The sequence below is a fragment of the Kutzneria kofuensis genome, from assembly GCF_014203355.1.
Lineage (GTDB): Bacteria > Actinomycetota > Actinomycetes > Mycobacteriales > Pseudonocardiaceae > Kutzneria > Kutzneria kofuensis.
Genome location: NZ_JACHIR010000001.1, coordinates 2,048,488 through 2,070,092 on the forward strand (window position 1 = coordinate 2,048,488; position 21,605 = coordinate 2,070,092).

26 protein-coding genes and 4 pseudogenes are annotated in these 21,605 nt (G+C 71.5%); 6 read left to right on the forward strand and 24 right to left on the reverse strand.

Annotated elements, in window-relative coordinates; all coding sequences use genetic code 11:
- Positions 1-143: 143 nt before the first annotated feature.
- Positions 144-1,124, forward strand: coding sequence for a hypothetical protein (locus tag BJ998_RS09325; protein ID WP_184860308.1), 981 nt, complete (start codon positions 144-146; stop codon positions 1,122-1,124).
- Here BJ998_RS09325 and BJ998_RS09330 read toward each other — a convergent pair.
- The 3 genes from BJ998_RS09330 to BJ998_RS09340 all read right to left on the reverse strand — a co-directional run bounded on the left by BJ998_RS09330 (position 1,094) and on the right by BJ998_RS09340 (position 3,622).
- Entirely contained in the window at positions 1,094-2,479 is a 1,386-nt protein-coding gene (locus BJ998_RS09330) for a glycine--tRNA ligase (RefSeq protein WP_312890012.1), read from the reverse strand. The genes BJ998_RS09325 and BJ998_RS09330 overlap by 31 nt on opposite strands.
- Before the next feature lie 97 nt (positions 2,480-2,576).
- Positions 2,577-3,203 (reverse strand): class F sortase, encoded by a 627-nt coding sequence (locus BJ998_RS09335; RefSeq protein WP_184860312.1) that lies wholly within the window; start codon positions 3,201-3,203, stop codon positions 2,577-2,579.
- A 38-nt stretch (positions 3,204-3,241) separates the two neighbouring features.
- Positions 3,242-3,622 carry an antibiotic biosynthesis monooxygenase gene (locus BJ998_RS09340; protein ID WP_184860314.1) on the reverse strand — a complete coding sequence of 127 codons (381 nt, stop codon included), beginning with the start codon at positions 3,620-3,622 and terminating at the stop codon, positions 3,242-3,244.
- A 119-nt stretch (positions 3,623-3,741) separates the two neighbouring features.
- Between BJ998_RS09340 and BJ998_RS09345 the strand changes: the two genes are divergently transcribed.
- From BJ998_RS09345 to BJ998_RS09355, 3 genes are all read left to right on the forward strand, one after another.
- Positions 3,742-4,038: a hypothetical protein gene (locus BJ998_RS09345; protein WP_246488559.1), complete on the forward strand. Its 297-nt coding sequence runs from the start codon at positions 3,742-3,744 to the stop codon at positions 4,036-4,038.
- Between the two features lie 128 nt (positions 4,039-4,166).
- Positions 4,167-4,619 (forward strand): ArsR/SmtB family transcription factor, encoded by a 453-nt coding sequence (locus tag BJ998_RS09350; protein WP_184860316.1) that lies wholly within the window; start codon positions 4,167-4,169, stop codon positions 4,617-4,619.
- Entirely contained in the window at positions 4,616-5,032 is a 417-nt protein-coding gene (locus BJ998_RS09355; protein WP_184860319.1) for a Fur family transcriptional regulator, read from the forward strand. Before BJ998_RS09350 ends, BJ998_RS09355 begins: the two co-directional genes overlap by 4 nt.
- A gap of 238 nt (positions 5,033-5,270) precedes the next feature.
- Here the strand turns inward: BJ998_RS09355 and BJ998_RS09360 are convergent, their stop codons facing one another.
- The 12 genes and pseudogenes from BJ998_RS09360 to era all read right to left on the reverse strand — a co-directional run bounded on the left by BJ998_RS09360 (position 5,271) and on the right by era (position 13,806).
- Positions 5,271-5,648, reverse strand: a complete 378-nt coding sequence (locus BJ998_RS09360) for a YciI family protein (RefSeq protein ID WP_184860321.1) — start codon at positions 5,646-5,648, stop codon at positions 5,271-5,273.
- 24 nt (positions 5,649-5,672) lie between these two features.
- Entirely contained in the window at positions 5,673-6,797 is a 1,125-nt protein-coding gene (locus BJ998_RS09365) for an epoxide hydrolase family protein (protein WP_184860323.1), read from the reverse strand.
- Positions 6,798-6,862: 65 nt separating this feature from the next.
- Positions 6,863-7,687 carry a TIGR03943 family putative permease subunit gene (locus BJ998_RS09370; RefSeq protein WP_312890547.1) on the reverse strand — a complete coding sequence of 275 codons (825 nt, stop codon included), beginning with the start codon at positions 7,685-7,687 and terminating at the stop codon, positions 6,863-6,865.
- Positions 7,667-7,855 (reverse strand): annotated as a pseudogene (locus tag BJ998_RS47295) (TIGR03943 family putative permease subunit); the annotation flags it as partial. The gene BJ998_RS09370 and the pseudogene BJ998_RS47295, both read right to left, overlap by 21 nt.
- Positions 7,852-8,838, reverse strand: coding sequence for a permease (locus tag BJ998_RS09375; protein ID WP_184860326.1), 987 nt, complete (start codon positions 8,836-8,838; stop codon positions 7,852-7,854). The gene BJ998_RS09375 and the pseudogene BJ998_RS47295, both read right to left, overlap by 4 nt.
- Complete coding sequence (locus BJ998_RS09380) at positions 8,835-9,254, reverse strand: hypothetical protein (RefSeq protein WP_184860328.1); 420 nt, start codon at positions 9,252-9,254, stop codon at positions 8,835-8,837. The genes BJ998_RS09375 and BJ998_RS09380 overlap by 4 nt, the downstream gene beginning before the upstream one ends.
- Entirely contained in the window at positions 9,251-10,084 is an 834-nt protein-coding gene (locus BJ998_RS09385; protein ID WP_184860330.1) for an isoprenyl transferase, read from the reverse strand. The genes BJ998_RS09380 and BJ998_RS09385 overlap by 4 nt, the downstream gene beginning before the upstream one ends.
- 12 nt (positions 10,085-10,096) lie before the next feature.
- Positions 10,097-10,711 carry a GNAT family N-acetyltransferase gene (locus tag BJ998_RS09390; RefSeq protein ID WP_184860332.1) on the reverse strand — a complete coding sequence of 205 codons (615 nt, stop codon included), beginning with the start codon at positions 10,709-10,711 and terminating at the stop codon, positions 10,097-10,099.
- Entirely contained in the window at positions 10,692-11,534 is an 843-nt protein-coding gene (gene recO, locus BJ998_RS09395; protein WP_184860334.1) for a DNA repair protein RecO, read from the reverse strand. The genes BJ998_RS09390 and recO overlap by 20 nt, the downstream gene beginning before the upstream one ends.
- Before the next feature lie 21 nt (positions 11,535-11,555).
- Positions 11,556-11,939: a DUF2752 domain-containing protein gene (locus tag BJ998_RS09400; RefSeq protein ID WP_184860336.1), complete on the reverse strand. Its 384-nt coding sequence runs from the start codon at positions 11,937-11,939 to the stop codon at positions 11,556-11,558.
- Positions 11,936-12,757: an RDD family protein gene (locus BJ998_RS49100; RefSeq protein ID WP_184860337.1), complete on the reverse strand. Its 822-nt coding sequence runs from the start codon at positions 12,755-12,757 to the stop codon at positions 11,936-11,938. The genes BJ998_RS09400 and BJ998_RS49100 overlap by 4 nt, the downstream gene beginning before the upstream one ends.
- A gap of 134 nt (positions 12,758-12,891) precedes the next feature.
- Positions 12,892-13,806, reverse strand: coding sequence for a GTPase Era (gene era, locus BJ998_RS09410; RefSeq protein WP_184860339.1), 915 nt, complete (start codon positions 13,804-13,806; stop codon positions 12,892-12,894).
- Positions 13,807-13,863: 57 nt separating this feature from the next.
- On the opposite strand from era, the gene BJ998_RS09415 reads away from it, so the two are divergent.
- Positions 13,864-14,472, forward strand: a complete 609-nt coding sequence (locus BJ998_RS09415; RefSeq protein ID WP_184860341.1) for a LysE family transporter — start codon at positions 13,864-13,866, stop codon at positions 14,470-14,472.
- Here the strand turns inward: BJ998_RS09415 and BJ998_RS09420 are convergent.
- The 7 genes and pseudogenes from BJ998_RS09420 to BJ998_RS09440 all read right to left on the reverse strand — a co-directional run bounded on the left by BJ998_RS09420 (position 14,469) and on the right by BJ998_RS09440 (position 19,276).
- Positions 14,469-14,795 carry a cytidine deaminase-like protein gene (locus BJ998_RS09420; RefSeq protein ID WP_184860343.1) on the reverse strand — a complete coding sequence of 109 codons (327 nt, stop codon included), beginning with the start codon at positions 14,793-14,795 and terminating at the stop codon, positions 14,469-14,471. The genes BJ998_RS09415 and BJ998_RS09420 overlap by 4 nt on opposite strands.
- On the reverse strand, positions 14,788-16,074 hold the full coding sequence (locus BJ998_RS09425) for a hemolysin family protein (protein WP_184860345.1): 1,287 nt from the start codon (positions 16,072-16,074) through the stop codon (positions 14,788-14,790). Before BJ998_RS09425 ends, BJ998_RS09420 begins: the two co-directional genes overlap by 8 nt.
- The gene (ybeY, locus tag BJ998_RS09430; protein WP_184860347.1) at positions 16,074-16,643 is read right to left on the reverse strand and encodes an rRNA maturation RNase YbeY; all 570 of its coding nucleotides are present in this window, start codon (positions 16,641-16,643) and stop codon (positions 16,074-16,076) included. The genes BJ998_RS09425 and ybeY overlap by 1 nt, the downstream gene beginning before the upstream one ends.
- A 5-nt stretch (positions 16,644-16,648) precedes the next feature.
- Positions 16,649-16,981 (reverse strand): annotated as a pseudogene (locus BJ998_RS47300) (PhoH family protein); the annotation flags it as partial.
- A 267-nt stretch (positions 16,982-17,248) separates the two neighbouring features.
- Positions 17,249-18,073, reverse strand: a pseudogene (locus tag BJ998_RS49105) (LAGLIDADG family homing endonuclease); the annotation flags it as partial.
- Positions 18,062-18,820, reverse strand: a pseudogene (locus BJ998_RS47310) (PhoH family protein); the annotation flags it as partial. The pseudogenes BJ998_RS49105 and BJ998_RS47310, both read right to left, overlap by 12 nt.
- Positions 18,821-18,925: 105 nt before the next feature.
- The gene (locus tag BJ998_RS09440; protein WP_184860349.1) at positions 18,926-19,276 is read right to left on the reverse strand and encodes an HIT domain-containing protein; all 351 of its coding nucleotides are present in this window, start codon (positions 19,274-19,276) and stop codon (positions 18,926-18,928) included.
- 38 nt (positions 19,277-19,314) lie between these two features.
- Here BJ998_RS09440 and BJ998_RS09445 point away from each other — a divergent pair, with 38 nt between their 5' ends.
- Positions 19,315-19,479, forward strand: coding sequence for a hypothetical protein (locus tag BJ998_RS09445; protein ID WP_184860350.1), 165 nt, complete (start codon positions 19,315-19,317; stop codon positions 19,477-19,479).
- Between the two features lie 206 nt (positions 19,480-19,685).
- Here BJ998_RS09445 and BJ998_RS09450 read toward each other — a convergent pair whose 3' ends face one another.
- On the reverse strand, positions 19,686-20,417 hold the full coding sequence (locus BJ998_RS09450; RefSeq protein WP_184860351.1) for a 16S rRNA (uracil(1498)-N(3))-methyltransferase: 732 nt from the start codon (positions 20,415-20,417) through the stop codon (positions 19,686-19,688).
- Positions 20,414-21,580 (reverse strand): molecular chaperone DnaJ, encoded by a 1,167-nt coding sequence (gene dnaJ / locus BJ998_RS09455; protein WP_184860352.1) that lies wholly within the window; start codon positions 21,578-21,580, stop codon positions 20,414-20,416. The genes BJ998_RS09450 and dnaJ overlap by 4 nt, the downstream gene beginning before the upstream one ends.
- Positions 21,581-21,605: the final 25 nt, after the last annotated feature.

Sequence of the window (21,605 nt, forward strand, 5' to 3'; positions counted from 1 at the left end):
CAAACCCCTCAGGCTACCGCGTCCGGTCCAGCGGACAGTCCGATGTGGATCTCTGGGGGCCCAGTTGTCCACAGGGCCTGAGTTATCCACAGATGGGCCCTCGGCGGCCGCGGCCGACGGGGCGGATGGCGCAGGCTTGCCCCATGCGCACATGCAGCCCGAGCGGGACGCACATCCAGCTCGACAAGCTCAACGGACTGTTCCCGCACCGTGTCGCACGTGCGGAGGATCTGGTCGAACTAGGCCTCTGCGCCAGCTCGGTGTATCGGAGATGCCGGCCCGGCGGCCCCTGGCAGCGCGTCCTGCCCGGGGTGCTGGTGCTCGGCAATTCGCCGCCGACACCGCCGCAACTGGTGCAGGCGGCGCTGCGCTACGCCGAGCCGGACGGGGTTCTCACCGGGCACCACGCCCTGTTGCTGCACGGCATGCGGTCCGCCCCGCCGCTGCCGTACAACGCCGTGCACGTGCTCGTCCCGAAAGGACGGTCGTTGAAGGGGACACCCGAGGTGCTGGTGGAACGCACGACCAGGATGCCAAAAGCCGTGATGCGCAAAGGTTTCCTGGTGGCGCCACTGGAACGGGCGCTGCTCGACACGGTCCGCGGCTTCGGTCACGTCGAGCAGGTCCGCCCCCTGCTCACCGAGGCGGTCTGGCTGCGCGGCCTCGCCCCCAAACTGATCAACGCCGAACTCGACGCCGGCAACGGCCGTGGCAGCGCCCTGCCTCGGCGCGTGCTGGCCGAGGTGGTCAACGGCATCCGGACCGAGGCGGAGGCGCTGGCCGCCACGCTCGTCGGCACCGCCCGGCTGCCCAAACCGAAGTGGAACATGCAGGTCGACGACGCCGAGAACGCCTACCTCGGGCCGGTCAGCGCCTGGTGGGACGACGTCGCGTTGGCGTTGGACATCGATGTGGCGGAGCAGTCGTTCGAGCGCACCGTGGACCGGCACGGCGCACTCACCGCCGCCGGCATCGTCGTCGTGCACACCACACCACAGCGGCTACGAGATGCCCCCAAGGTGTTCGTCGAGCAGCTCAGGCGGGCCCACCAGTGGGCGGCCAAGCGCGAACGCCCACCGGTGACCGCGACCGCTCAGCACCCGAGGAGTTGCGGTGCCAGGTAGGCCTCCAGTCGATCCATCGACACCCGCTCCTGGGTCATCGAGTCGCGCTCCCGCACCGTCACCGCGTGGTCGGTCAGCGAGTCGAAGTCCACCGTCACGCAGAACGGCGTGCCGATCTCGTCCTGCCGACGGTAGCGGCGGCCGATGGCGCCCGCGTCGTCGAAGTCGGTGTTCCAGTTGCGTCGCAGCACCGCCGCGAGGTCCTTGGCCTTCGGCGACAGCTCGGCGTTGCGGGACAGCGGCAGCACCGCCACCTTCACCGGTGCGAGCCTGCGGTCCAGGCGCAGCACCAGCCGCTTGTCCACGCCGCCCTTGGCGTTGGGCGCCTCGTCCTCGGTGTAGGCGTCCAGCAGGAACGCCATCATCGGGCGGCCGACGCCGGCCGCCGGCTCGATCACGAACGGCCGGTAGCGGGAGTTGGTGGCCTGGTCGAAGTAGGACAGATCGACGCCCGAGTGGTTGGCGTGCGTGGTCAGGTCGAAGTCGGTGCGGTTGGCGATGCCCTCCAGCTCGCCCCACTCCTGGCCGGCGAAGAAGAACCGGTACTCGATGTCCACGGTCCGCTTGGAGTAGTGCGACAGCTTCTCCTGCGGGTGCTCGTACAGCCGCAGGTTGTCGCGGTTGATGCCGAGGTCGGTGTACCAGCGCAGGCGCTCGTCGATCCAGTACTGGTGCCATTCCTCGTCGCTGCCCGGCTCGACGAAGAACTCCATCTCCATCTGCTCGAACTCACGGGTGCGGAAGATGAAGTTGCCAGGGGTGATCTCGTTGCGGAACGACTTGCCGATCTGGCCGATGCCGAACGGCGGCTTCTTGCGGGAGGTGGTGATGACGTTGAGGAAGTTGACGAAGATGCCCTGCGCGGTCTCCGGGCGCAGGTAGTGCAGGCCCTCCGCGGACTCCACCGGGCCCAGGTGGGTCTTGAGCAGGCCGTTGAACATCTTCGGCTCGGTGTACTGGCCGCGGGTGCCGCAGTTGGGGCACGGCACGTCCGAGAGGTCGTTGCCGGCCACCGGCTTGCCGGTGCGCTCGGCGTACTCCTCGGCCAGGTGGTCCGCGCGGAAGCGGCGGTGGCAGGAGTTGCACTCCACCAACGGGTCCACGAACGCGTCGATGTGGCCGGACGCGGCCCACACCTCGCGCGGCAGGATCACCGAGGAGTCGAGGCCGACGACGTCGTCACGGCCCTGCACCATGGTGCGCCACCAGGCCCGCTTGATGTTGTCCTTGAGCTCCACGCCCAACGGCCCGTAGTCCCACGCCGACCTGGTGCCCCCGTAGATCTCTCCGCACGGGTACACGAAACCCCTGCGCTTGCAGAGGCTGACGACGGCGTCGATGCGGTCCGCGGGCACACCAAACTCCATCCGGCCGAAACTCGAACTGACAGGCAATTCCTGGGAAGGGAGCAAGAATAGTCGCCCCGTCCACCGCACGGGCGAGGCAGGGCCGCTACGGACGGGTGACCAGCTCGGCCACCGCGAACCTGTTGTCGTCGTAGCCCTCCGCGCCACCGACGAACTCGCCGCCGCAGGTGGCCAACACCAGCCGATGGTCGCCGTCCAGGCCGTAAAGCTGCTTGGCCCGGTTGGGCAGGTCGGCCTTGGCGACGGTGACCATCTGGGTGATCCGGTACACCCAGTCGCGGCCCTTGTTGTCCACCACGGTGACCCGCTGGCCGACACGGTCCTGCCACAGCTCCGCGAAGGGGCCGGTGCGGCCCTGCCAGTTCACGTGGCCGGCGAGCAGGGTGGCCCCGCTCGGGGCGCCGAGCGTCGCGCCCCACCAGGTCGCCTGGTCGAGCCGGTCCGGCACGGACATGGTGCCGTCCTTGCTCACCTGGGCCGCGATCAGCTCGGCGGTGCCGCCGGCGGGCAGGTGCACGGTGCCGGTGGTCGGCACGCCGGTGGGCAGGGCGGCGGACGTGGTGCCGACTGACAGCGGTGCGGATCCGGCGGTCGTGGGCGCGGCCGAGGTGTGTGACGAGTCGTCCGATGGGACGAAGAACAGGAGGCCGACCAGGACGGCGACAACGGCGACGGCAGCCGAGGCGAGCAGGACGACGCGTCGTCGCGGCATGGCCCGATCCCTTCGTACCGGCTACCGCTGATTGTCCCTCAGCGGGGGTCGGCCGGCCCGGCGGCTTCGCCGAGTCGGACCGTGCCGGCGTCCCCGGCCAGCAGGCTCACGTGCTCGTCGGCGACACCGTCGGCGGCCGAGACCGTCAGCTCGAAGGCCGCCGGCTCGTCGGCCAGGGCGCGGGACAGCAGCGGGACGACGACCTCGCGGACCGGGAAGGGCGACATGGACCGCCGGTAGGCGACCACCGAGTCGAACTCGACCACCAGGACCCAGCGGTCCGCCGCGTCCGTCGCCCGGCCCAGCCGGCCGGTGCGGCAGCCGGGCTGCGCGGTGAGCAGTTCGAGGGCGTGTCGGGCGGTGGCGGTGAACTCCGCCGCCTCGGCCTCGGGTACCTCGAACCGGCAGACCAGCAGCACGGTCGGACTCCTCGGGTCGGATCGGCGGTCGGTTATGGTGGCGCATCCTCGCATCAGCGGGGGCTCGCCCGCCGCCGGGGTGCGGCCGGCGCAGCGACGTCGGCGGATCGAGTGGGGACATGGCCGGAGGACAGCAACCGGGTCGTGGGCGGCGTGACCTGAGGGCGCCGCTGCTGCCGGGCAGCGGGCCGCTGGCCCGGGTGCCGGCGGCGGCCGTGTTCGGACTCGTGCTGGTGCTGTTCGTGGTCGGCGTCGTGGTGCGCGGGCCGGTCGGCGCCGGGCTGCTCGGCGCCCTGGCCCTGATCGTCCTCGGGCTGCTCGGAGCCACCTGGAGGGTGCTGTCGCCCGCCGACCGGGCGCTGCGGATCGTGGTGTTCGTGATCCTGGTCGCGGTGCTGGTCTCCGTGCTCAGCTAGCAGCTCCGATAGCATCTGCTTCGATAACCATTGTCAGCACCGCCGGCATCGGACGACCTCGTTCGCCTACCATGGTGGTTACGACCGACTGCTCTTCCGCCCTGTTGCCTGCCGTGCCGGAGAGGACGATGCCCCCAGTGAGCCCGGACGCCGCGACCCCCGTCCCGGAGCGTCCGGACGGCCATGCCGGGGGCGGCACCGCGCTGGCGGACGCCCACGACCACGCGCCGCGTGAGCTGGGCGCCAGCACCGTTCCGCGCCGTACCGCCGGCACCCTGACCGCCGCCGGCGACCTGCTGCGGGCGCTCGCCGCGCCCGTGCGCATCGCCATCGTGCTGCAGCTCCGCGAGGGCGAGCGCTGCGTGCACGAGCTGGTCGACGCGCTCTCCGTGGCCCAGCCGCTGATCAGCCAGCACCTGCGGGTGCTCAAGTCGGCCGGCGTCGTGCACGGCGAGCGGCACGGTCGGGAGGTCCTGTACCGGCTGGTCGACGAGCATCTGGCGCACATCGTGGTGGACGCCGTCACCCACGTCGAGGAGGGCGGCTCGGCCGTCCGGGGCGAGCACCGGGAGGAAGCGTGACCACGAGCGAGCGGCCCTCGGCCACCGTGCCCGGGCTTCGGGCCACCAAGCAGCGGGCCGCCGTGTCCAAGCTGCTCGACCAGCTCGACGACTTCCGCTCCGCCCAGGACCTGCACGAGGAGCTGCGCCGCCGGGGCGAGGGCATCGGTCTGACCACCGTGTACCGGACGCTCCAGTCCCTCGCCGACGCCGGCGAGGTCGACGTCCTGCGCACCGACAGCGGCGAGGCCATCTACCGCCGCTGCTCCAGCCACCACCACCATCACCTCGTGTGCCGGGTCTGTGGCCGCACCGTCGAGGTGGAGGGCCCGGCCGTGGAGAAGTGGGCCGACCGCATCGCCGCCGAAAACGGCTTCAGCGAGGTCAGCCACACCGTGGAGATCTTCGGCACCTGCGCCGGCTGCACCGCCTGACAGCCGCATTCGGGATCGCGGTCCGGCCATATCTTGGCGCAGCCGGACCTTCGGCGCGCCCAGTTCCTCGGCGCGGCCGGATCCTCGGCGCGGGCCAGCTCTTCGATCCGCCAGCTCTTCGGCTGATCAGCTCTTCAGCCGGTCAGCTCTTCGACGGGCCAGGCGTCGGTGTGGTCGCTATGGCACTACCCCTGCTTCCCGCCGCTACTTCATCGCCGGGGTTACCGCGCCGCCGTCGTCATTCCATGATGGGGCGGACCTCGATGCGGCCGAAGCGGGCGTCGGGGAAGCGGGCGGCCAGTTCGGTGGCGCGGTCGAGGGTGGCGCAGTCGAGGACGAAGTAGCCGGCCATCTGCTCCTTGGACTCGGCGAAGGGGCCGTCCGTCGTCACGGTGACGCCGTCCTGGACGCGGACGGTGCGGGTGGTGGAGGGCTCGGCGAGCGGGGTGCCGGAGATGAGTTCGCCGGAGTCGGAGATCTCATGCATCAGCTCGGCGAACTGGGCGTCCATGGCGGCGCGTTCGGCGGGAGACGCCGAACGGTAGTAGTCGGAGTGCACGAAGGTGGGATGGGCCCAGCTGGTGGGGTTGCTGTAGATCAGGACCAGGTACTTCATGGCGGGCACCTCGGGAAGTGGGAGTCAGGGGCGGAGCTGGGCGAAGAACTGGCGGACGTCGTCGACGTACAGGTCGGGGGCCTGCTGGGAGCCGTAGTGGCCGCCCCGGTCGTGGACGTTCCACGACACGATGTTGGCGTGGTCCCGGTGCGCATAGGTCGGGATGGCCGGGGCGTCGTTGGGGAACTGGGCGAGACCGAGCGGCACGGTGGTGGGCTCGCTGGGAACCGGGTTGCGGTGGTCTTCGAGGTAGATCCGCGGGGCGGAGCCGGCGGTGTTGGTGAGCCAATGGATGGAGACGTGGGTGAGCAGGGCATCGGCGTCGAGCCCGCCCATCACCTGGCTGTTCCACGCGAGCAGGCCGACGGGCGAGTCGGCGAGAGCGTAGGCGAGCGTCTGGGGCTGCTCGGCATGCACATGGTGGTAAGAGGCCATGGTCCGCTGGAAATGGCGCAACCCCGCAACGAGAGCCCGCTCGTCGGGTGGCAGGGTGGCGACGCTGGCGGGCTCGACGGTCGGCGGGTGGAAGGGCACATCGCCTTCGGGGCCGGAGAAGATCTGGGTGACGTGCACGCCGATGACCGAGTCGGGGGCGGTGCGGCCGACCTCGGGTGAGATCACCGCGCCCCAGTCGTTGCCGGCGGCGCCGTAGCGGGAGTAGCCGAGCCGTTCCATCAGCACGGTCCACGCGGCGGCGATGCGGCGCGGGCCCCAGCCGGGCTCGGTGACGGGGCCGGACCAGCCGAAGCCGGGTAGCGACGGAATCACCAGGTGGAAGGCTACGGCGGGGTCGAAGCCGTAGGCACGGGGGTCGGTGAGCGGCCCGATGACGTCGAGGTATTCGGTGACGGAACCCGGCCAGCCGTGCGTGAGGATCAGCGGCAGCGCGTCCGGTTCGGGCGAGCGGACGTGCAGGAAGTGCACGTTGGCGCCGTCGATCGTGGTGGTGAACTGCGGATACGCGTTGAGCCGGGCCTCGACGGCCCGCCAGTCGTAGCCGTCGCGCCAGTGCTCGACGAGCTTGCGCACGGTCGGGCCGGACACGCCGTAGTCGTCGGCGGGCGGCTCGGGCGCCCACCGGATCCGGGCGAGCCGGTCACGCAGGTCGGCCAGCTCGGCGTCCGGGACCTCGATGCGAAACGTCTCCATGGTCGACTCCTCGGCGTCGGGGGCTCTCACACCCCACGGTCGGAGCCGCCGGCGACGTCTCTACATCAGTACTCGTACGGGTCGCTGGGGGTACCGATCTTCTTCACGGTGGTCACGTCGAACACCGGCACGTAGTTGTCGGCCTGCACGGCGGAGTCCGGCCGCACCTTGCCGGTGACGGTGATCCACTCGTCGTCGGCGAGGCCCTCGGCGCCGACCAGACGGGCCTTGACCGGCATGGCGTCGGCGGCACAGCAGGTGATCACCAGCCGCGCCACGTAGACACCGGCGGCGTCGTGCACGACGAATCCGGTCAGCTCCAGCGTCCGGCCGTTGAGCGAGTTCGTCGAGTCCCACGCGGCGCGGGTGGCCACGTCGGCCATCCGCATCGGCACCACGGACGCGGCCGGCAGCGGCGGGAACTTGGTCTTGATCACCTGGTCCTGCCGCTGCTCGCTGGCCACGGTCCGGCCGCCGGCCCGGTTGACGGAGTCGGCGCCGAGCGCGGGCGGCGCGATCAGGAAGATCGCCAGCACGGGCATCAGCAGCATCCACGCGCTGCGGGCGGATCCGTGCGAGTGGCCGTGGCCGTCGTCATGGGAGTGGCTGGCGGCGGCGAGTGCGAGGTCGCCGTGGGGGTGGTCGACGGCCTCGGCGACGGCAAGGCTGCTGGCCGGGGCGGCAGAGCCGGTGCCGACGGCCGCGGGCTCGGCGGCGGGACCAGGATGCGCGGCGTGAGCGTCCAGGTCGGCGGCAGAGCCAGCGGCGGCGGGGTCAGAGGCGGCAGAGCCAGCGGTGGTGAGGTCAGCGGCGAGTGGGTCAGAGGGGATGGGCAGAGCGGCGGTGGTGGGGCCGGCGGCAGCGGGGACCGCACGGCGGGCCTTGCGGATGTCGGTGACGATGGCGACGCCGGCCAACAGCACCATGACGGCCCCGGAGATGATCAGCCAGGGTTGCAGGGCGGGCTTGACGTAGTTCAGGTACGTGCCGTTGAGGGCGATCTTGAGTAGGGCGCCGCCGAGCAGGACGAGCAGGATGTTCTGGGTTTCCCGCCTCATGACACGCCTCCCAGGAACACGAGGCCGGCGACGGTGCCGGAAACGACCGCGACGGTGAAGACCAAGGGGGCGAAGCGGAGGGCGAAGGCCTTGCCGAAGGTGCCGGCCTGCAGGGCGATGAGCTTGACGTCGACGGCGGGACCGACGACGAGGAACACCAGGCGGGGCAGCAGAGGCAGGGCGGACAGCGACGCCGCGACGAAGGCGTCGGCTTCGCTGCAGATGGCCAGCACGACCGCCAGCAGAGCCATGACGATGATGCCGAGAACCCACTCCCCGGACAGGGACTCCAGCAGAGACGACGGCACGAGGACGTTCAACGCCGCTGCGGTGAGGCCGCCGATGACGAGGAAGCCGCCGGCCTCGACGAGGTCGTGACGGGCGGTCTCGGCGAAGACGGCCCAGCGCGACGCCCCGCCGGTGGGCAGCCGGCGCAGGGCCCGCTCGGCGATCCACGACGCCTTGCCGAAACGGGCCCAGAGCCAGCCGGTGACAACGGCCGTCAGAAGAGAACCGGCGAACCGGGCAAGAACCATCTCGGGCTTGCCGGGGAAGGCGACGGCGGTCGCGACCAGCACGACGGGGTTGACGGCCGGAGCGGCCAGCAGGAACGCCAAGGCCACCGACGGGGCGACGCCCTGCTGCATGAGCCGGCGGGCGACGGGCACGGAGGCGCACTCGCAGCCGGGCAGGGCGACGCCGGCCAGCCCGGCGACGGGCACGGCGAAAACCGACCGCCGCGGCAGCACCCGCCGCAGCGCCTCGGCGGGCAGGAAGGCGGCGATGGCCCCGCTGATCAGGGTGCCGAGCACGAGGAACGGCATGGCCTGCACGCAGACGGCGACGAACACCGTGGACCCGGTGCGCAGCGCGGGGATGTCCAGCGCGTCGACGAGCTGGCCCTGCAGCACCAGGGCCAGCACGAGGACGACGCACAGCACCTCCAGCGAGGTGACGCGCCGGCGTACGGCCGGAGCGGTCATTCGACGCTGGCCAGCAGGTCGGCCCGCAGCTGCGACGCGGTGGACACGACCAGCATCAGGATGGTCGACAGCGGCGACGGGTCCAGGTTGTCGGCCGGGAACGCGTACCGCAGGGTCACGTCCATGCCGCGCTCGGTGTGCACGACGCCGAGGGTGCCGAACAGGCCCTGGCCGGCGCGCTCGGCGGCGGACACGGCCAGCGCGGGCTCGTCGGGCAGGTCCCACGCGACCACGCAGGTGAGGCTGAGCATGGTCAACCCCTCGGCGAACTGCATGGCCTGCACGGCACACGGCACCTCGCCGTGCCGGAAGCTCAGCGCGCCGTCGTCGTCGACGTGCACCTCGTGGAACAGCTCCAGCGCCTCACGGGCGGCGGTCAGCAACTTGGCGGTGCTCTGCGCCTCGTCGTCGGTCACCGGGCGACCTCCTGCATCTCGTCCGAGGAAGCCTTGTCCTCGGCGCCGCCGAAGCGGCGGTCCCGTCGTGCATACGCCTCGCAGGCGGCCCACAGGTCACGCCGGTCGAAGTCCGGCCACAGGATGTCCTGGAACACCAGCTCAGCGTAGGCGGACTGCCACAGCATGAAGTTGGAGATGCGCTGCTCGCCGGACGGCCGGATGAACAGGTCCACGTCCGGCATGTCGGCGTGGTACAGGTGCTTGGCCAGGGTCCGCTCGTCCACCTTGTCGGGGTTGAGCTTGCCGGCGGCGACCAGCCGGGCCACCTCGCGCGCGGCGTCGCCGATCTCGGCCCGGCCGCCGTAGTTCACGCACATGGTCAGGTTGAGCACATCGTTGTTCTTGGTGCGCTCCTCGGCCTTCTGCAGCTCGTTGACCACGCTCGGCCACAGCTTCGGCTTGCGCCCGGCCCAGCGGATCCGCACGCCCATCTCGTCGAGCTCGTCGGTGCGCCGGTGGATCACGTCCCGGTTGAAGTTCATCAGGAACCGCACCTCGTCGGGGCTGCGCTTCCAGTTCTCGGTGGAGAACGCGTACAGCGAGATCCACTTCACGCCGAGCTCGATGGCGCCCTTGGCCACGTCGAGCACGACGGCCTCGCCCCGCTTGTGCCCCTCGACGCGGGGCAGCCCCCGCATGTTGGCCCAGCGGCCGTTGCCGTCCATCACCAGGGCCACGTGCTGGGGCACGAACTCCAGCGGGATCTGCGGCGGGCGGGCGCCGCTGGGGTGCGGGTCGGGCGGCCTCACGGTGGGGTCGTTGCGTCCGCGCAGCTGCCTACGCAGCATCAGGCCTGCTCCTCACGATCGGGATGGGGATGCCTCCATCCTGCCCGAACCGTCGAAGCGGAGTCCCATCACGGTGGCCTCGCCGGGTCGGTCCAGCACCTCGAAGCCCAGAGTGTGGTAGAAGGCGATGGCCCGCGTGTTGCCGGCGGACGTGGTCAGGTGCACGCCCGGCGACCCACCCCTGCGCAGCTGGCCGAACAGCGATTCCAGCAGCTTGGTGCCCCAGCCCTGGCGCCGCGCCCGGGCGTCCAGGTTGATGTGCAGGTGCGACGGGTAGCCGCCGAGCGATGCCGGCAGGAAGCGCTCCGGGTTGTGCAGCGACAGGACGAGCGAGGAGTACCGGCTCGTCTCCTGAGCCGGTTTCGGGTACCTGTCGGCGAATCGCGGCGTCCACTCGGCCCGCCAGCGCCGGTAGAATTCCACTGTGTCCAGTGCGCCGACGGTGTACCCGGCGACACCGTCGGAGTCGGCGATGACGAAGCACAGCTCCGGCGCCAGCGCGAGATACGGGTCGGCGAACACGTAGCCGATCAGGTCGAGGTCGTCGAGTTCGCGTTGCGTCGCCGTCGCGACGCAGATGTCGTGCATGGCCTTGCGGTCGCCGGGTTCAGCCGGTCGCAGGATCAAGGTTCTCCCCCACTGGTTGACGCCCCACTTCCTGTCGATCCGCCACCACGGTCCTGATCTGGGCGGCGAGCCGGTCGATGGCGGTGGCCGACGCGCGGCGCTCCACCAGCGGCAGCGAGTGCAGCTGCCGTTCCAAATGCCACTGCAGGTGGGCGGCGACCAGGCCGCTCGCCTCACGCTTGCTCGACGGCTGCGTCCGGTCCACCAGCGCCCAGTCACCGTGGGTGAGGGCGTCGAGCAGGCTCAGGGTCTCGCCGGCCGGGCTGGCCGAGCCCGGCGGCCGGCAGGTGCCGCACACCGAGCCGCCCGCGGGCACGCTGAACGCGGCGTGCGGGCCGGGGGTGCCGCAGCGCGCGCATTCGGTGACGGCCGGCGCCCAGCCGGCGAATCCCATGGCACGCAACAGGAAGGCGTCGAGCACGAGGCCGGCTTCGCGCTGCCGGTCGGCCAGCGCCCGCAGCGCGCCGACGACGAGCATGTACAGCCGCAGCACCGGCTCGCCCTCCTCGGCGGTGAGCCGGTCGGCGGTCTCCAGCACCGCGCAGGCGGCCGTGTACCGGGCGTAGTCGTCGACGAGGCCGACGCCGAACGCGTCGACGGTCTCGACCTGGGTGATCACGTCGAGCGTGCGTCCGGTGTAGAACTGCACGTCGACGTGCCCGAACGGCTCCAGCCGGGCGCCGAACCGGGAGGACGTGCGGCGCACGCCCTTGGCAACGGCGCGGATCTTGCCGTGCCGCTGGGACAGCAGCGTGATGATCCGGTCGGCCTCGCCGAGCTTCTGCACCCGCAGCACGACGCAGGTGTCTCGGTACAGGCTCACCCGTCAATCATCCCACGGGCGTCACACCTGCAGCCCGGGGAACGCCAGGTCGCGGACCAGCCACCAGGCGACGGCGGCGATTCCCAGCGCGATCAACCCGAGGCGGCGGACCCGCCAGGACGGAATGGGCAACCCCAGTTCGGTGCGGCCGAGCAGGACCAGGCCGGCGACCGCGGCCGGCAGCAGCACGAGCACGGCGAAGGCGTTGAAGCGCAACGCTGCGGCCAGGTCGCCGTGCAGCAGAGCGCCGAGCGCCCGGCTGCCGCCGCAGAACGGGCAGTCGGCGCCGGTCAGTTCGTGGAACCAGCACGGGATGCTGACGATCCCGGTGCCCAGCAGGGCCCCGGCCGCCGCCGTCACGGCGGCGACGGCCGGAGTCACCCGCAGGCGGACGAGCGTGGTCACTTGGTGGCGGTCACGATCGTCTTGGCCGCCTTGTCGTGCCAGCCCTGGCGGCGGCCCTGGTTGTCGAAGAACGGCGACAGCTCGCACAGCAGCACCCACAGCCCGCCCAGGCAGGGCACGATCGCCGGCGCGACCATGACGCCCCAGCGGGTGAACGCGCCGCCCCAGCCGGGCAGCTGGCCGTCGTACTCGCGGATCACCTTGACCCCGGCGACCTGCTTGCCCAGCGTCGCGCCGCGGGTGGCGATCATCGAGACCTCGTACAGGATCTGCAGCACGATGAAGACCAGCGGGGTGAGCAGGAAGACGGTCACCGAGCCGCCGAGGAAGCCGGCGCCGGCGCCGCCGACGATCTGGCCGGTCTCCGGGTCGACCTGGATGGAGCTGGCGGCCGAGGACGCGAAGGCCGCGGCGATGAGGAAGTAGATGATGAAGAACGGGATGCCGACGATGATCGCGTCGACCACGCGGGCCAGGAAGCGCTGGCCCATCGAGGCCAGCCGGACCGTGCCGACACCGGGCAGCTGGATGTAGTCCAGCCCGCCGCCCGCGCCCATCGGCTGGCCGCCGTAGGGCTGGCCGTACTGCTGCTGGCCGCCGTAGGGCTGCTGGCCGTACTGCTGCTGCCCGTAGGGCTGCTGCGGCGTGCCGTAGGGCGGCGACGCCTGGCCGTACTGCTGCTGGTTCGGGTCGTACGGCTGAGCCCCCGGCTGGCTGAAGCCCGGCGGAGGGGTCTGCGGCTGCTGCCCGTAGGGCTGCTGCTGTCCGTACGGCGGCTGCTGTCCCTGCGGGTCGAAGCCGGGGGGCGGTGTGGTCACCTTGTACTCCTGGACTGGGGTTTACCTGGCAAAGCGCGTGAACTATAGGGCGCGTTACGGGTTCACCCCGGGCATTTCACGCAACTCGCGGCCAGTTCTTTACCGAGCTGCGTCGATCCGCCCCTTGGGGCAGCCTAGAAGCCCAGACGGCGGAGCTGTTTGGGATCCCGCTGCCAGTCCTTGGCGATCTTCACGTGCAGGTCGAGGAAGATCCGCGAGCCGAGCAGCCGCTCGATCTGGCGGCGCGCGGTGCTGCCCACGTGCTTGAGCCGCTCCCCCTTGTGCCCCAGGATGATCGCCTTCTGGCTGGTGCGCTCCACGAACAGGTTGGCGTGCACGTCGATCAGGTCGTCGCGGCCCTCCCTCGGCCGCATCTCCTCCACCACCACGGCGATGGAGTGCGGCAGCTCGTCGCGCACGCCCTCCAGCGCCGCCTCCCGGATCAGCTCGGCGACCAGCGTGGCCTCCGGCTCGTCGGTCAGCTCGCCGTCCGGGTACAGCGGCGGCCCCTCGGGCAGCCGGGCCACCAGCAGGTCGGCCAGCGTGTCGAGCTGGTAGCCGTCCCGGGCCGACACCGGCACCAGGTCGGCGAAGTCCATCACCTTCTGCAACGCCAGCAGCTGCTCGGCGACCTGCTGCTGGGGCACCAGGTCCGTCTTGGTGACGATGCCGATGACCGGAGTGCGCTTGCCCAGCTTGGCCAGCTCCGAGGCGATGAACTTGTCGCCGGGGCCCACCTTCTGGTCGGCCGGCACGCACAGGCCGACGACGTCCACCTCGGACCAGGTCTGCATCACCAGGTCGTTGAGCCGCTGGCCGAGCAGCGTGCGGGGGCGGTGCAGGCCGGGCGTGTCCACGATGATCAGCTGCGCGTCCGGCCGGTGCACCACGCCGCGGATGGTGTGCCGGGTGGTCTGCGGCTTGCTGGACGTGATCGCCACCTTGGCGCCGACCAGCGCGTTGGTCAGCGTCGACTTGCCCGCGTTGGGCCGGCCGACGAAGCAGGCGAACCCGGAGCGGTGCCCGGCAGGGGTGCTGTCGCTGGTCATCGTCACATTCTCGCTGGTTGTCCCGAACGCGCTCAGTGGGGGCGCTACTGTCGGCGCGTGATCGATGTGCTGTGGCTCGGCCTCGTGCTGGGCACGGGGGCCGCGCTGTCGGTCGGTCCGATCTTCGTCACGATCCTGCACGAGTCGGCCACCCGGGGCTTCGCCGCCGGCCTGCGGGTGATCCTGGGCTCCGCGACCGCCGACCTGGTGCTGCTGCTGCCGGCGCTGCTGCTCTCGCAGGTGATCGCGACCGTCGCCGGCGCGTCGATGTGGGTGGCGATCGCCGGCGCGGTGTTCATGACCGGCCTGGCGGCGTTCGCGCTGCGGGACGCGTTGCGGCTGTGGCGCGGGCACGTGCCGGAGCTGGCCGGCGGCTGGGCGTTCTGGAAGGGCCTGCTCTCGAACCTGCTCAACCCGCTGAGCTGGACGTTCTGGCTGGCCACCGGCACGCCGACGATGCTGGCCGCGCAGCATGCCGGCGGCCTGCCGGGCCTGCTGCTGTTCACGGTCGTGTGGTTCGTGACGGCGTCCGGCCTCGAAGGGGTGATCGCCTTCGCGGTGTCGCGCTCCGGCCGGCGCATCGGGCACCGCGGCCAGGCCGGGCTGTCCGCCGCGTCGGCGGCGCTGTTCCTCGGCCTGGCCGGATTCCTGCTGGTCAGGGCCTAGCCGACGACGGTCCCGCCGGGGTCCGCGACCAGCACGTAGGCCGACTCGGTCAGATCGCGGACGGCCGCCCGCGACTCGTCGTCCACCTTGCCCGCCTCGGTGACGACCGCCGCCGCCTCCAGGCCCGGAGCGCCGCTGGCGACGGCGGCGGCGACGGCGGCCTGCAGCGCGGTCAGCTTCAGCGACGGCAGCGCCACCGTGCAGGCGGCGTAGGTGCGGCCGTCGGTGTCACGGACCGCGGCGCCCTCGGCGGCGCCGGTGCGGGCGCGGGCCGACCGGGCCAGGGTCACGATCTTGGCGTCCTCGGGGTCCAGTTCAGGCACGCTCGCCGTTCCTCTCACGCTCGGTCCGCCGGGCCACCACGGTCGTGATGCGCACCCGGCCCCTGTTGTCCTTGCCGCCCTCGGCGCGCAGCCGCAGGCCGGCGATCTCCGCCTCGGCTCCGGGCAGCGGCACCCGGCCCAGCCGCTGCGCCAGCAGCCCGCCGACGGTCTCCACGTCCGAGTCGTCCAGCTCCACGTCGAACAACTCGGCCAGGTCCTCGACGGCCAGTCGGGCGCTGACCCGGTAGCTGTCCTCGTCGATCTGCTCCACCGGCGGCCGCTCGTCCTGGTCGTACTCGTCGGTGATCTCCCCGACGATCTCCTCCAGGATGTCCTCGATGGTGAGCAGGCCGGCGGTGCCGCCGTACTCGTCGACGGCGATGGCCATGTGGTTGTGCGTGACCTGCATCTGCCGCAGCAGGTCGTCCAGCCGCTTGGTGTCGGGCACGAAGCTGGCCGGCCGCATCAGGTCCTTCACCGACTGCGCGCCGCCCTCCACCGAGGCTCGCGCGAGGTCCTTGATGTTGATCACGCCGACCACGTCGTCGACGCTCTCGCCGATCACCGGGATGCGGCTGTAGCCGGTGCGCAGGGACAGCGCCAGCGCCTGCCGCACCGACTTGGTCAGCTCGATCCAGATGATCTCGGTGCGCGGCACCATCACCTCGCGGGCGATGGTGTCCCCCAGCTCGAAGACGGAGTGGATCATCTCCCGCTCGTCCTCGTCGACGACGCCGCGCTCACCGGCCAGGTCGACCAGCTCGCGCAGCTCGACTTCGGTGGAGAACGGGCCCTCGCGGAAGCCGCGGCCGGGAGTGATCGCGTTGCCGACGACGATCAGCAGCCGGCTCAGCGGGCCGAGCACGCGGCCCAGCACCCGCACCGGACCCGCCGCCAGCAGCATCACCCCGTACGGGTGCTGGCGGCCGATGGTCCGCGGCCCGACGCCGACGAAGACGTACGAGACGACGACCATCGCCACGCCGGCGACCAGCAGCGCCAACCAGCCGGGTGTGATCGCCTGCAGGCAGAACGCGGTGATCAGCACGGTCGCGGCCAGCTCACAGCCCAGCCGGAGCAGCAACAGCAGGTTGACGTGCCGCGGCCGGTCCTCGATCAGCAGCTGCAGCTGGTGGGCGCCGCCGCGACGCTGCCGCACCAGCTCCTCGACCCGGGCCCGGGACACGGTGCCCAGCGCGGCGTCCGCGCCGCCGAAGACGCCCGCCGCCAGCACGAGCACGACCGCGCACAGCAGCATCGGCACGGCAGTGGCGCCCATCAGCCGGCGTCGGTGTCCGGCGGCGCGGGCTTGTCCTCTTCCTCGACCAGGCCGACGGCGCCGAGCACACGGTCGTCGTTGCTGCGCTGCGCGGCGGCACGGGTGGCCGACTCCTTGGCCTCCCGGTAGTCGGCGAGGATGCGGTTCTGGAGCGTGAACATCTCCCGCTCCTCGGCCGGCTCGGCGTGGTCGTAGCCCAGCAGGTGCAGCACACCGTGCACGGTCAGCAGGTGCAGCTCCTCGAGCAGGCCGTGGCCGGCCTTGCGGGCCTGGTCCTTGGCGAACGCCGGGCACAGCACGATGTCGCCGAGCAACGCCGGGCCCACGCCGGCGGCGTCCGGCCGACGGGCCGAGTCCAGCTCGTCCATCGGGAAGGCCATCACGTCGGTCGGACCGGGCAGGTCCATCCAGCGCTCGTGCAGGTCGGCCATCACGTCCAGGTCGACGAGCAGCACGGAGAGCTCCGCGAGCGGGCTGACGCCCATCCGGTCCAATGCGAAGCGGGCGACGGCGACGATGCTGGCCTCGTCGACGCCGACGCCGGCCTCGTTCGCGATCTCGATACTCACGGGCCCTATCGTCCCCGGCCGCCCTGTTCGGCCCTGACACCGGGTCCGGCCTCCTGGGAGGTCTGCCACTTGTCGTAGGCGTCCACGATGTCCCCGACCAGCCGGTGGCGCACCACGTCCTGGCTGGTCAGCACCGAGAAGTGGATGTCGGGCACGCCGGCCAGGATCTCCTGCACCACGCGCAGGCCGCTGCGCTGGCCGCCGGGCAGGTCGACCTGGGTGATGTCGCCGGTGACCACGATCTTGGAGCCGAAGCCGAGCCGGGTGAGGAACATCTTCATCTGCTCGGGCGTGGTGTTCTGCGCCTCGTCCAGGATGATGAAGGCCTCGTTCAGGGTGTTGTGCGTCACCAGGTAGTCCTCGGTGACATAGAGGGAGTCGGCCGCCGCAACCTGGATGCAGACCGCCTCTGCCCGGCCCGCCGGTTCGATGCTGTCGATGAACCGTATCGGACGGCCACCGCGGCCGGCCTCCTCGTACTTCCGTCGTTTACGGGCAAGCCGGAACGGCTCGACGTCGGCGGGGAGTCGAATATCGACTGTGTAGACATCATGTCGGTAGCCGACAAGTCGCCCGTTGGCCAACCCGGGCTTACGCCCCGCAGCGAGCCGACGGCGGACGTACGCGACGCCGCCGAGCGAACGGACCAGGCCGATGACGTCGTCCTTCAACGCGGAAGACGTCGTCGTGTAGTGAATACGACACGTTCGATCGCGCTGCGTGACCGGGCCGCCGTCGGAGTCCAGCAGTCCCTGCAGGAGCGCGAGCCGGACGTCCGCCGAGTTCCGCAGATAGACATCCGGGATGAACTTCGACTCGGAGCGCGTGCCCCACAATCCGAGCTCGCGGAGCGCGCCCGTGACCGGGTTCTCAATGGTGATCACTTCGCCGGGCCGACGCACCCGGTTGAGGACGTAGTCGACCCCGCCCCGGTGCCGCACGCGCGTGCCCGGCAGCGCCGCCTCCAGGGCGAGCGCGAGTTCCACGTCGTCGGTCGCGAAGGAGGGGGTGGTCGAGCCGGTCAGGCAACCGTCCCCCAGGAGCAGACCCAGGGCGTACGGGTCCATGGGGACGGCACGCTCGGGGTGGCATGTCGGCGCGGTCAGCACCGGCAGCTCGTAACGACGAGCGTGCGCGGCTCGGAGGTTGCCGATCATCTCCTTGGTTTCGAGCACCCGCCACGGCTTGCCGCGCCGCTTGTCCGAGGCCGTCTTGACCGCCCAGAGGTGGTCGCCGCAGCACAGCGTCGAAGCGCCGTCCCCGGCCGTCACCCGGTAGATGTCCTTCTCGCCCTGCGGGTACACACCGAGCACCGGCGTGGGTTCGCCGTTCGAGCCGATGACCAGGTCGCCGACCCGCAGCTCGCCGATGGGGCGGAATCCGTCCGGTGTCAGGACCGGCGTGAACACCGGTTGGGCCCGCCCGCGCATGTAGGCCAGCGGCGCCACCTCGATGGTGCCGGCCTGCATCAGCCGCGGGATCGACTCGGGCTCGACCATGTCGTGCAGCGCGTCGTAGAGCGGCCGCAGGTACGGGTCGATCTTGTCGAACAGCGTGCCCGGCAGGAAGCCCAGCCGCTCGCCGGCCTCGACCGCGGGGCGGGTCAGGATGATCCGGCTGACCTGCTTGGCCTGCAGCGCCTGCACGGCCTTGGCCATCGCCAGGTAGGTCTTGCCGGTGCCGGCGGGGCCGATGCCGAACACGATGGTGTTGGCGTCGATCGCGTCCACGTAGCGCTTCTGGTTGAGCGTCTTGGGCCGGATCACGCGGCCACGCCGGGACAGGATGTCCAGGCTGAGCACCTCGGCCGGGGACTCGGCGTCGCCGCCCTCCAGCATCGCGATGGTGCGGCGCACCGCGTCCGGGCCGACCTGCTGGCCGCCGCGGGCGAGCGTCACCAGCTCGGCGAACACGCGCTCGGCGAAGGCGACGTCGGCGGGCAACCCGGTCAGCGTGACCTCGTTGCCGCGGACGTGCACGTCGGCGTCGAGCAGCTCCTCCGCTGCCCGGAGGCTCTCGTCGCGCGAGCCCAGCAGGGCCAGCACCGCCTCGTCGGGAACGGTGAACCGGGACTGGGCGTCCGCCTCGGCGATCGAACCCGCCGGCGACGAACCGTTCTTGGGTGTTGAGGCGTTCTCCCCGGAACGGGCAGCTCCGCCCTGTGCGCTTGAGGGCACCTGGCCTCGGGCCTGCTTCCTGCGCGTTCGCGCGCTGTCGGTGTACTGCTGTGGTGCCTCCGATGCTAGTCGGGGGCACCGACAGCGCGCATTCAAGTTCACTGGTCAGAGTCGACCGAAGTGACCCAATTGTTCTCCGCCGAGGACGTGCAGGTGGGCGTGGAACACCGTGCGGCCGGCGTCGTCGCCGGTGTTGAAGACGAAGCGGTAGCCGCTGTCGGCGATGCCCTCGGCCTTGGCGATCTCGGCGCCGACGGTGATCACGTCGGCCAGCAGCTGCGGGTCGGCGGCGGCCAGCGCGGCAGCGTCCTCGTGGTGCTGCTTGGGCACGACCAGCACGTGCACCCGGGCCTGCGGGTTGATGTCGCGGAACGCGAAGACGCGCTCCCCGTCGTGGACGACGGTCGCCGGGATGTCGCCGGCGATGATCTTGCAGAACAGGCAGTCCGCGGTCATGCCGGCAGGGTAGACGCCGGGCCGAACAGGTCGTCCAGATGGCGTTCGATCACCGACAGCGCGGCGGCGGCTACGCGCTCACCGGCTTCGACCCCGTCCGCGGCGCGCAGCTGCTCGGCGGCATGGGGCTGTGGACCGTCGTGCTGGGCATCGACTTCTTCTGGTCCTTCAGCTACACGCTGTTCCCGAACTCGCGGGCGTAGGAGGGCACAAAAAACGCCGTGCCGCAGCGGAGCCTGGGGGTCACTCCGCTGCGGCACGGCCGCCGCCGGACCGAGGGGGGAGGTGTCCGGCGGGTAGCTCCAACGTCCTGGTCGGACGTCGGAAATCCTTGGTTGCCAAAGGGTAGACCCTGCTCACGGCTTCGCGCCATACCGGAACGCGGCCGGGCCCATCTTGATCGCTCTGGTCAGCCCCATCGGGTGGACAGTACGCCGATGGCTCCCAACGCCACCGCGGCTGCGGTAGAAGCCCGCAGCACCGACGGCCCGAGCCGGACCGCGACCGCACCGGCGTCGGTCAGCACGGCCAGCTCCTCGTCGCTGATGCCGCCCTCCGGCCCCACCACGAGCAGCAGATCCCCCGCCGCCGGCAGGTCGGCCAGCCGGCCGGTGGCCGACTCGTGCAGCACCATCGCCTTCGCCGCGGCGCCGACCAGCTTGGCCAGTTCGGCGGTGCCGACCGGGTCGGCGACCTCCGGCACCCAGGCGCGGCGGGACTGCTTGGCTGCCTCCCGGGCCGTGCTGCGCCACTTGGCCAGCGCCTTCGCGCCGCGAGGACCGTCATCCCATCGAGCGACGCAGCGGGAGGCTCGCCACGGCACGATCGCGTCGACGCCGGCCTCCGTGGCCAGCTCCACCGCCAGCTCGCCCCGGTCACCCTTCACCAACGCCTGCGCCACGACCACCCGTGGCTGGGGCTGCTCGACGTGCGTGCGCTCCAGCACCGCCAGGCCGAGCGTGTCCTTCTCCACGGACTCGATGCCGCACCGCACGCGGCCGCCACGGCCGTCGGCGAGCACCAGCTCCTCGCCGACGCGCAGCCGTCGCACGGACGCGGCGTGGTGGCCCTCCGGGCCGTCCAGCACACCGGCGTCGCCCGTCGGCAGACTGTCGACGAGGAAGACGGGCAGTGTCGTCACCGGCGCGAGTTGCGCAGGCGCGAGAACAGGCCGTGACCGCGACCGTTGGTCGAGGACAGCTCCGGCTCCTCCTCGCCACGCAGCGCCGCCAGCTCACGCAGCAGCTCCGCCTGCTTGGCGTCCAGCTTCGTCGGCACCTCCACCTGGAGGTGCACGTACATGTCGCCGCGACCGTCGACACGGCCCGAGGAACGCAGCTTCGGCATGCCGCGGCCGGTCAGCACCAGCTCCGTGTTGGGCTGCGTGCCCGGCTCGATGCGCAGCTCCTCCGTGCCGTCCAGCGTCTTCAGCTGGAGCACCGCGCCCAGCGCCGCCGTCGTCACCGGGATGCGCAGCGTGCCGTGCAGGTTCGCGCCCTCACGCTCGAACGTGTCGTGCGGCAGCTCGTCCACCTCGACGTACAGGTCGCCCGCGGGGCCGCCGCCGGGGCCGACCTCGCCCTGGCTGGCCAGGCGCACCCGCATGCCGTCGGCCACGCCGGCCGGGATCTGCACGGTGATGCTGCGGCGCGCGCGGATCCGGCCGTCACCCGAGCACTGCTGGCACGGGTCCGGGATCACCTCGCCGTAGCCGCGGCACACCGGGCACGGGCGGGCCGTGACGACCTGGCCGAGGAAGGAGCGCTGCACCGACTGGATCTCGCCGCGGCCGTGACACGTGTCGCACGTCTGCGGCTTCGTGCCGGGGGCGCAGCCGCTGCCCTGGCAGTGGTCGCACAGCACGGCCGTGTCGACCGTGATCTCACGGCTGACGCCCGTGAGGCACTCCTCCAGCGTCAGTTCCATGCGCAGCAAGGCATCCGAGCCCGGCTGCACCCGGCTGCGCGGCCCGCGGCCCGCGCCGCCGCCCGTCGCCGCGCCGAAGAAGGCGTCCATGATGTCGCCGAGGCCGAAGCCCGCGCCGCCGAACGGGTCGCGCATGCCGGCCCCGCCGCCACCCGGTCCGCCGCCCAGCGGGTCGCCGCCCAGGTCGACGATCTTCCGCTTCTGCGGGTCGGACAGCACCTCGTACGCGGCCGTGACCTCACGGAAGCGCTGCTGCGCCTGCTCGTCCGGGTTGACGTCCGGGTGCAGTTCCCGGGCGAGCTTGCGGTACGCGCGCTTCAACTCCTCGGGGGTCGCATCCTGGCTGACCCCCAGCGTGCCGTAATAGTCCCTGGCCACCTTGTTTCCAGTCCTCCTGCCGGAT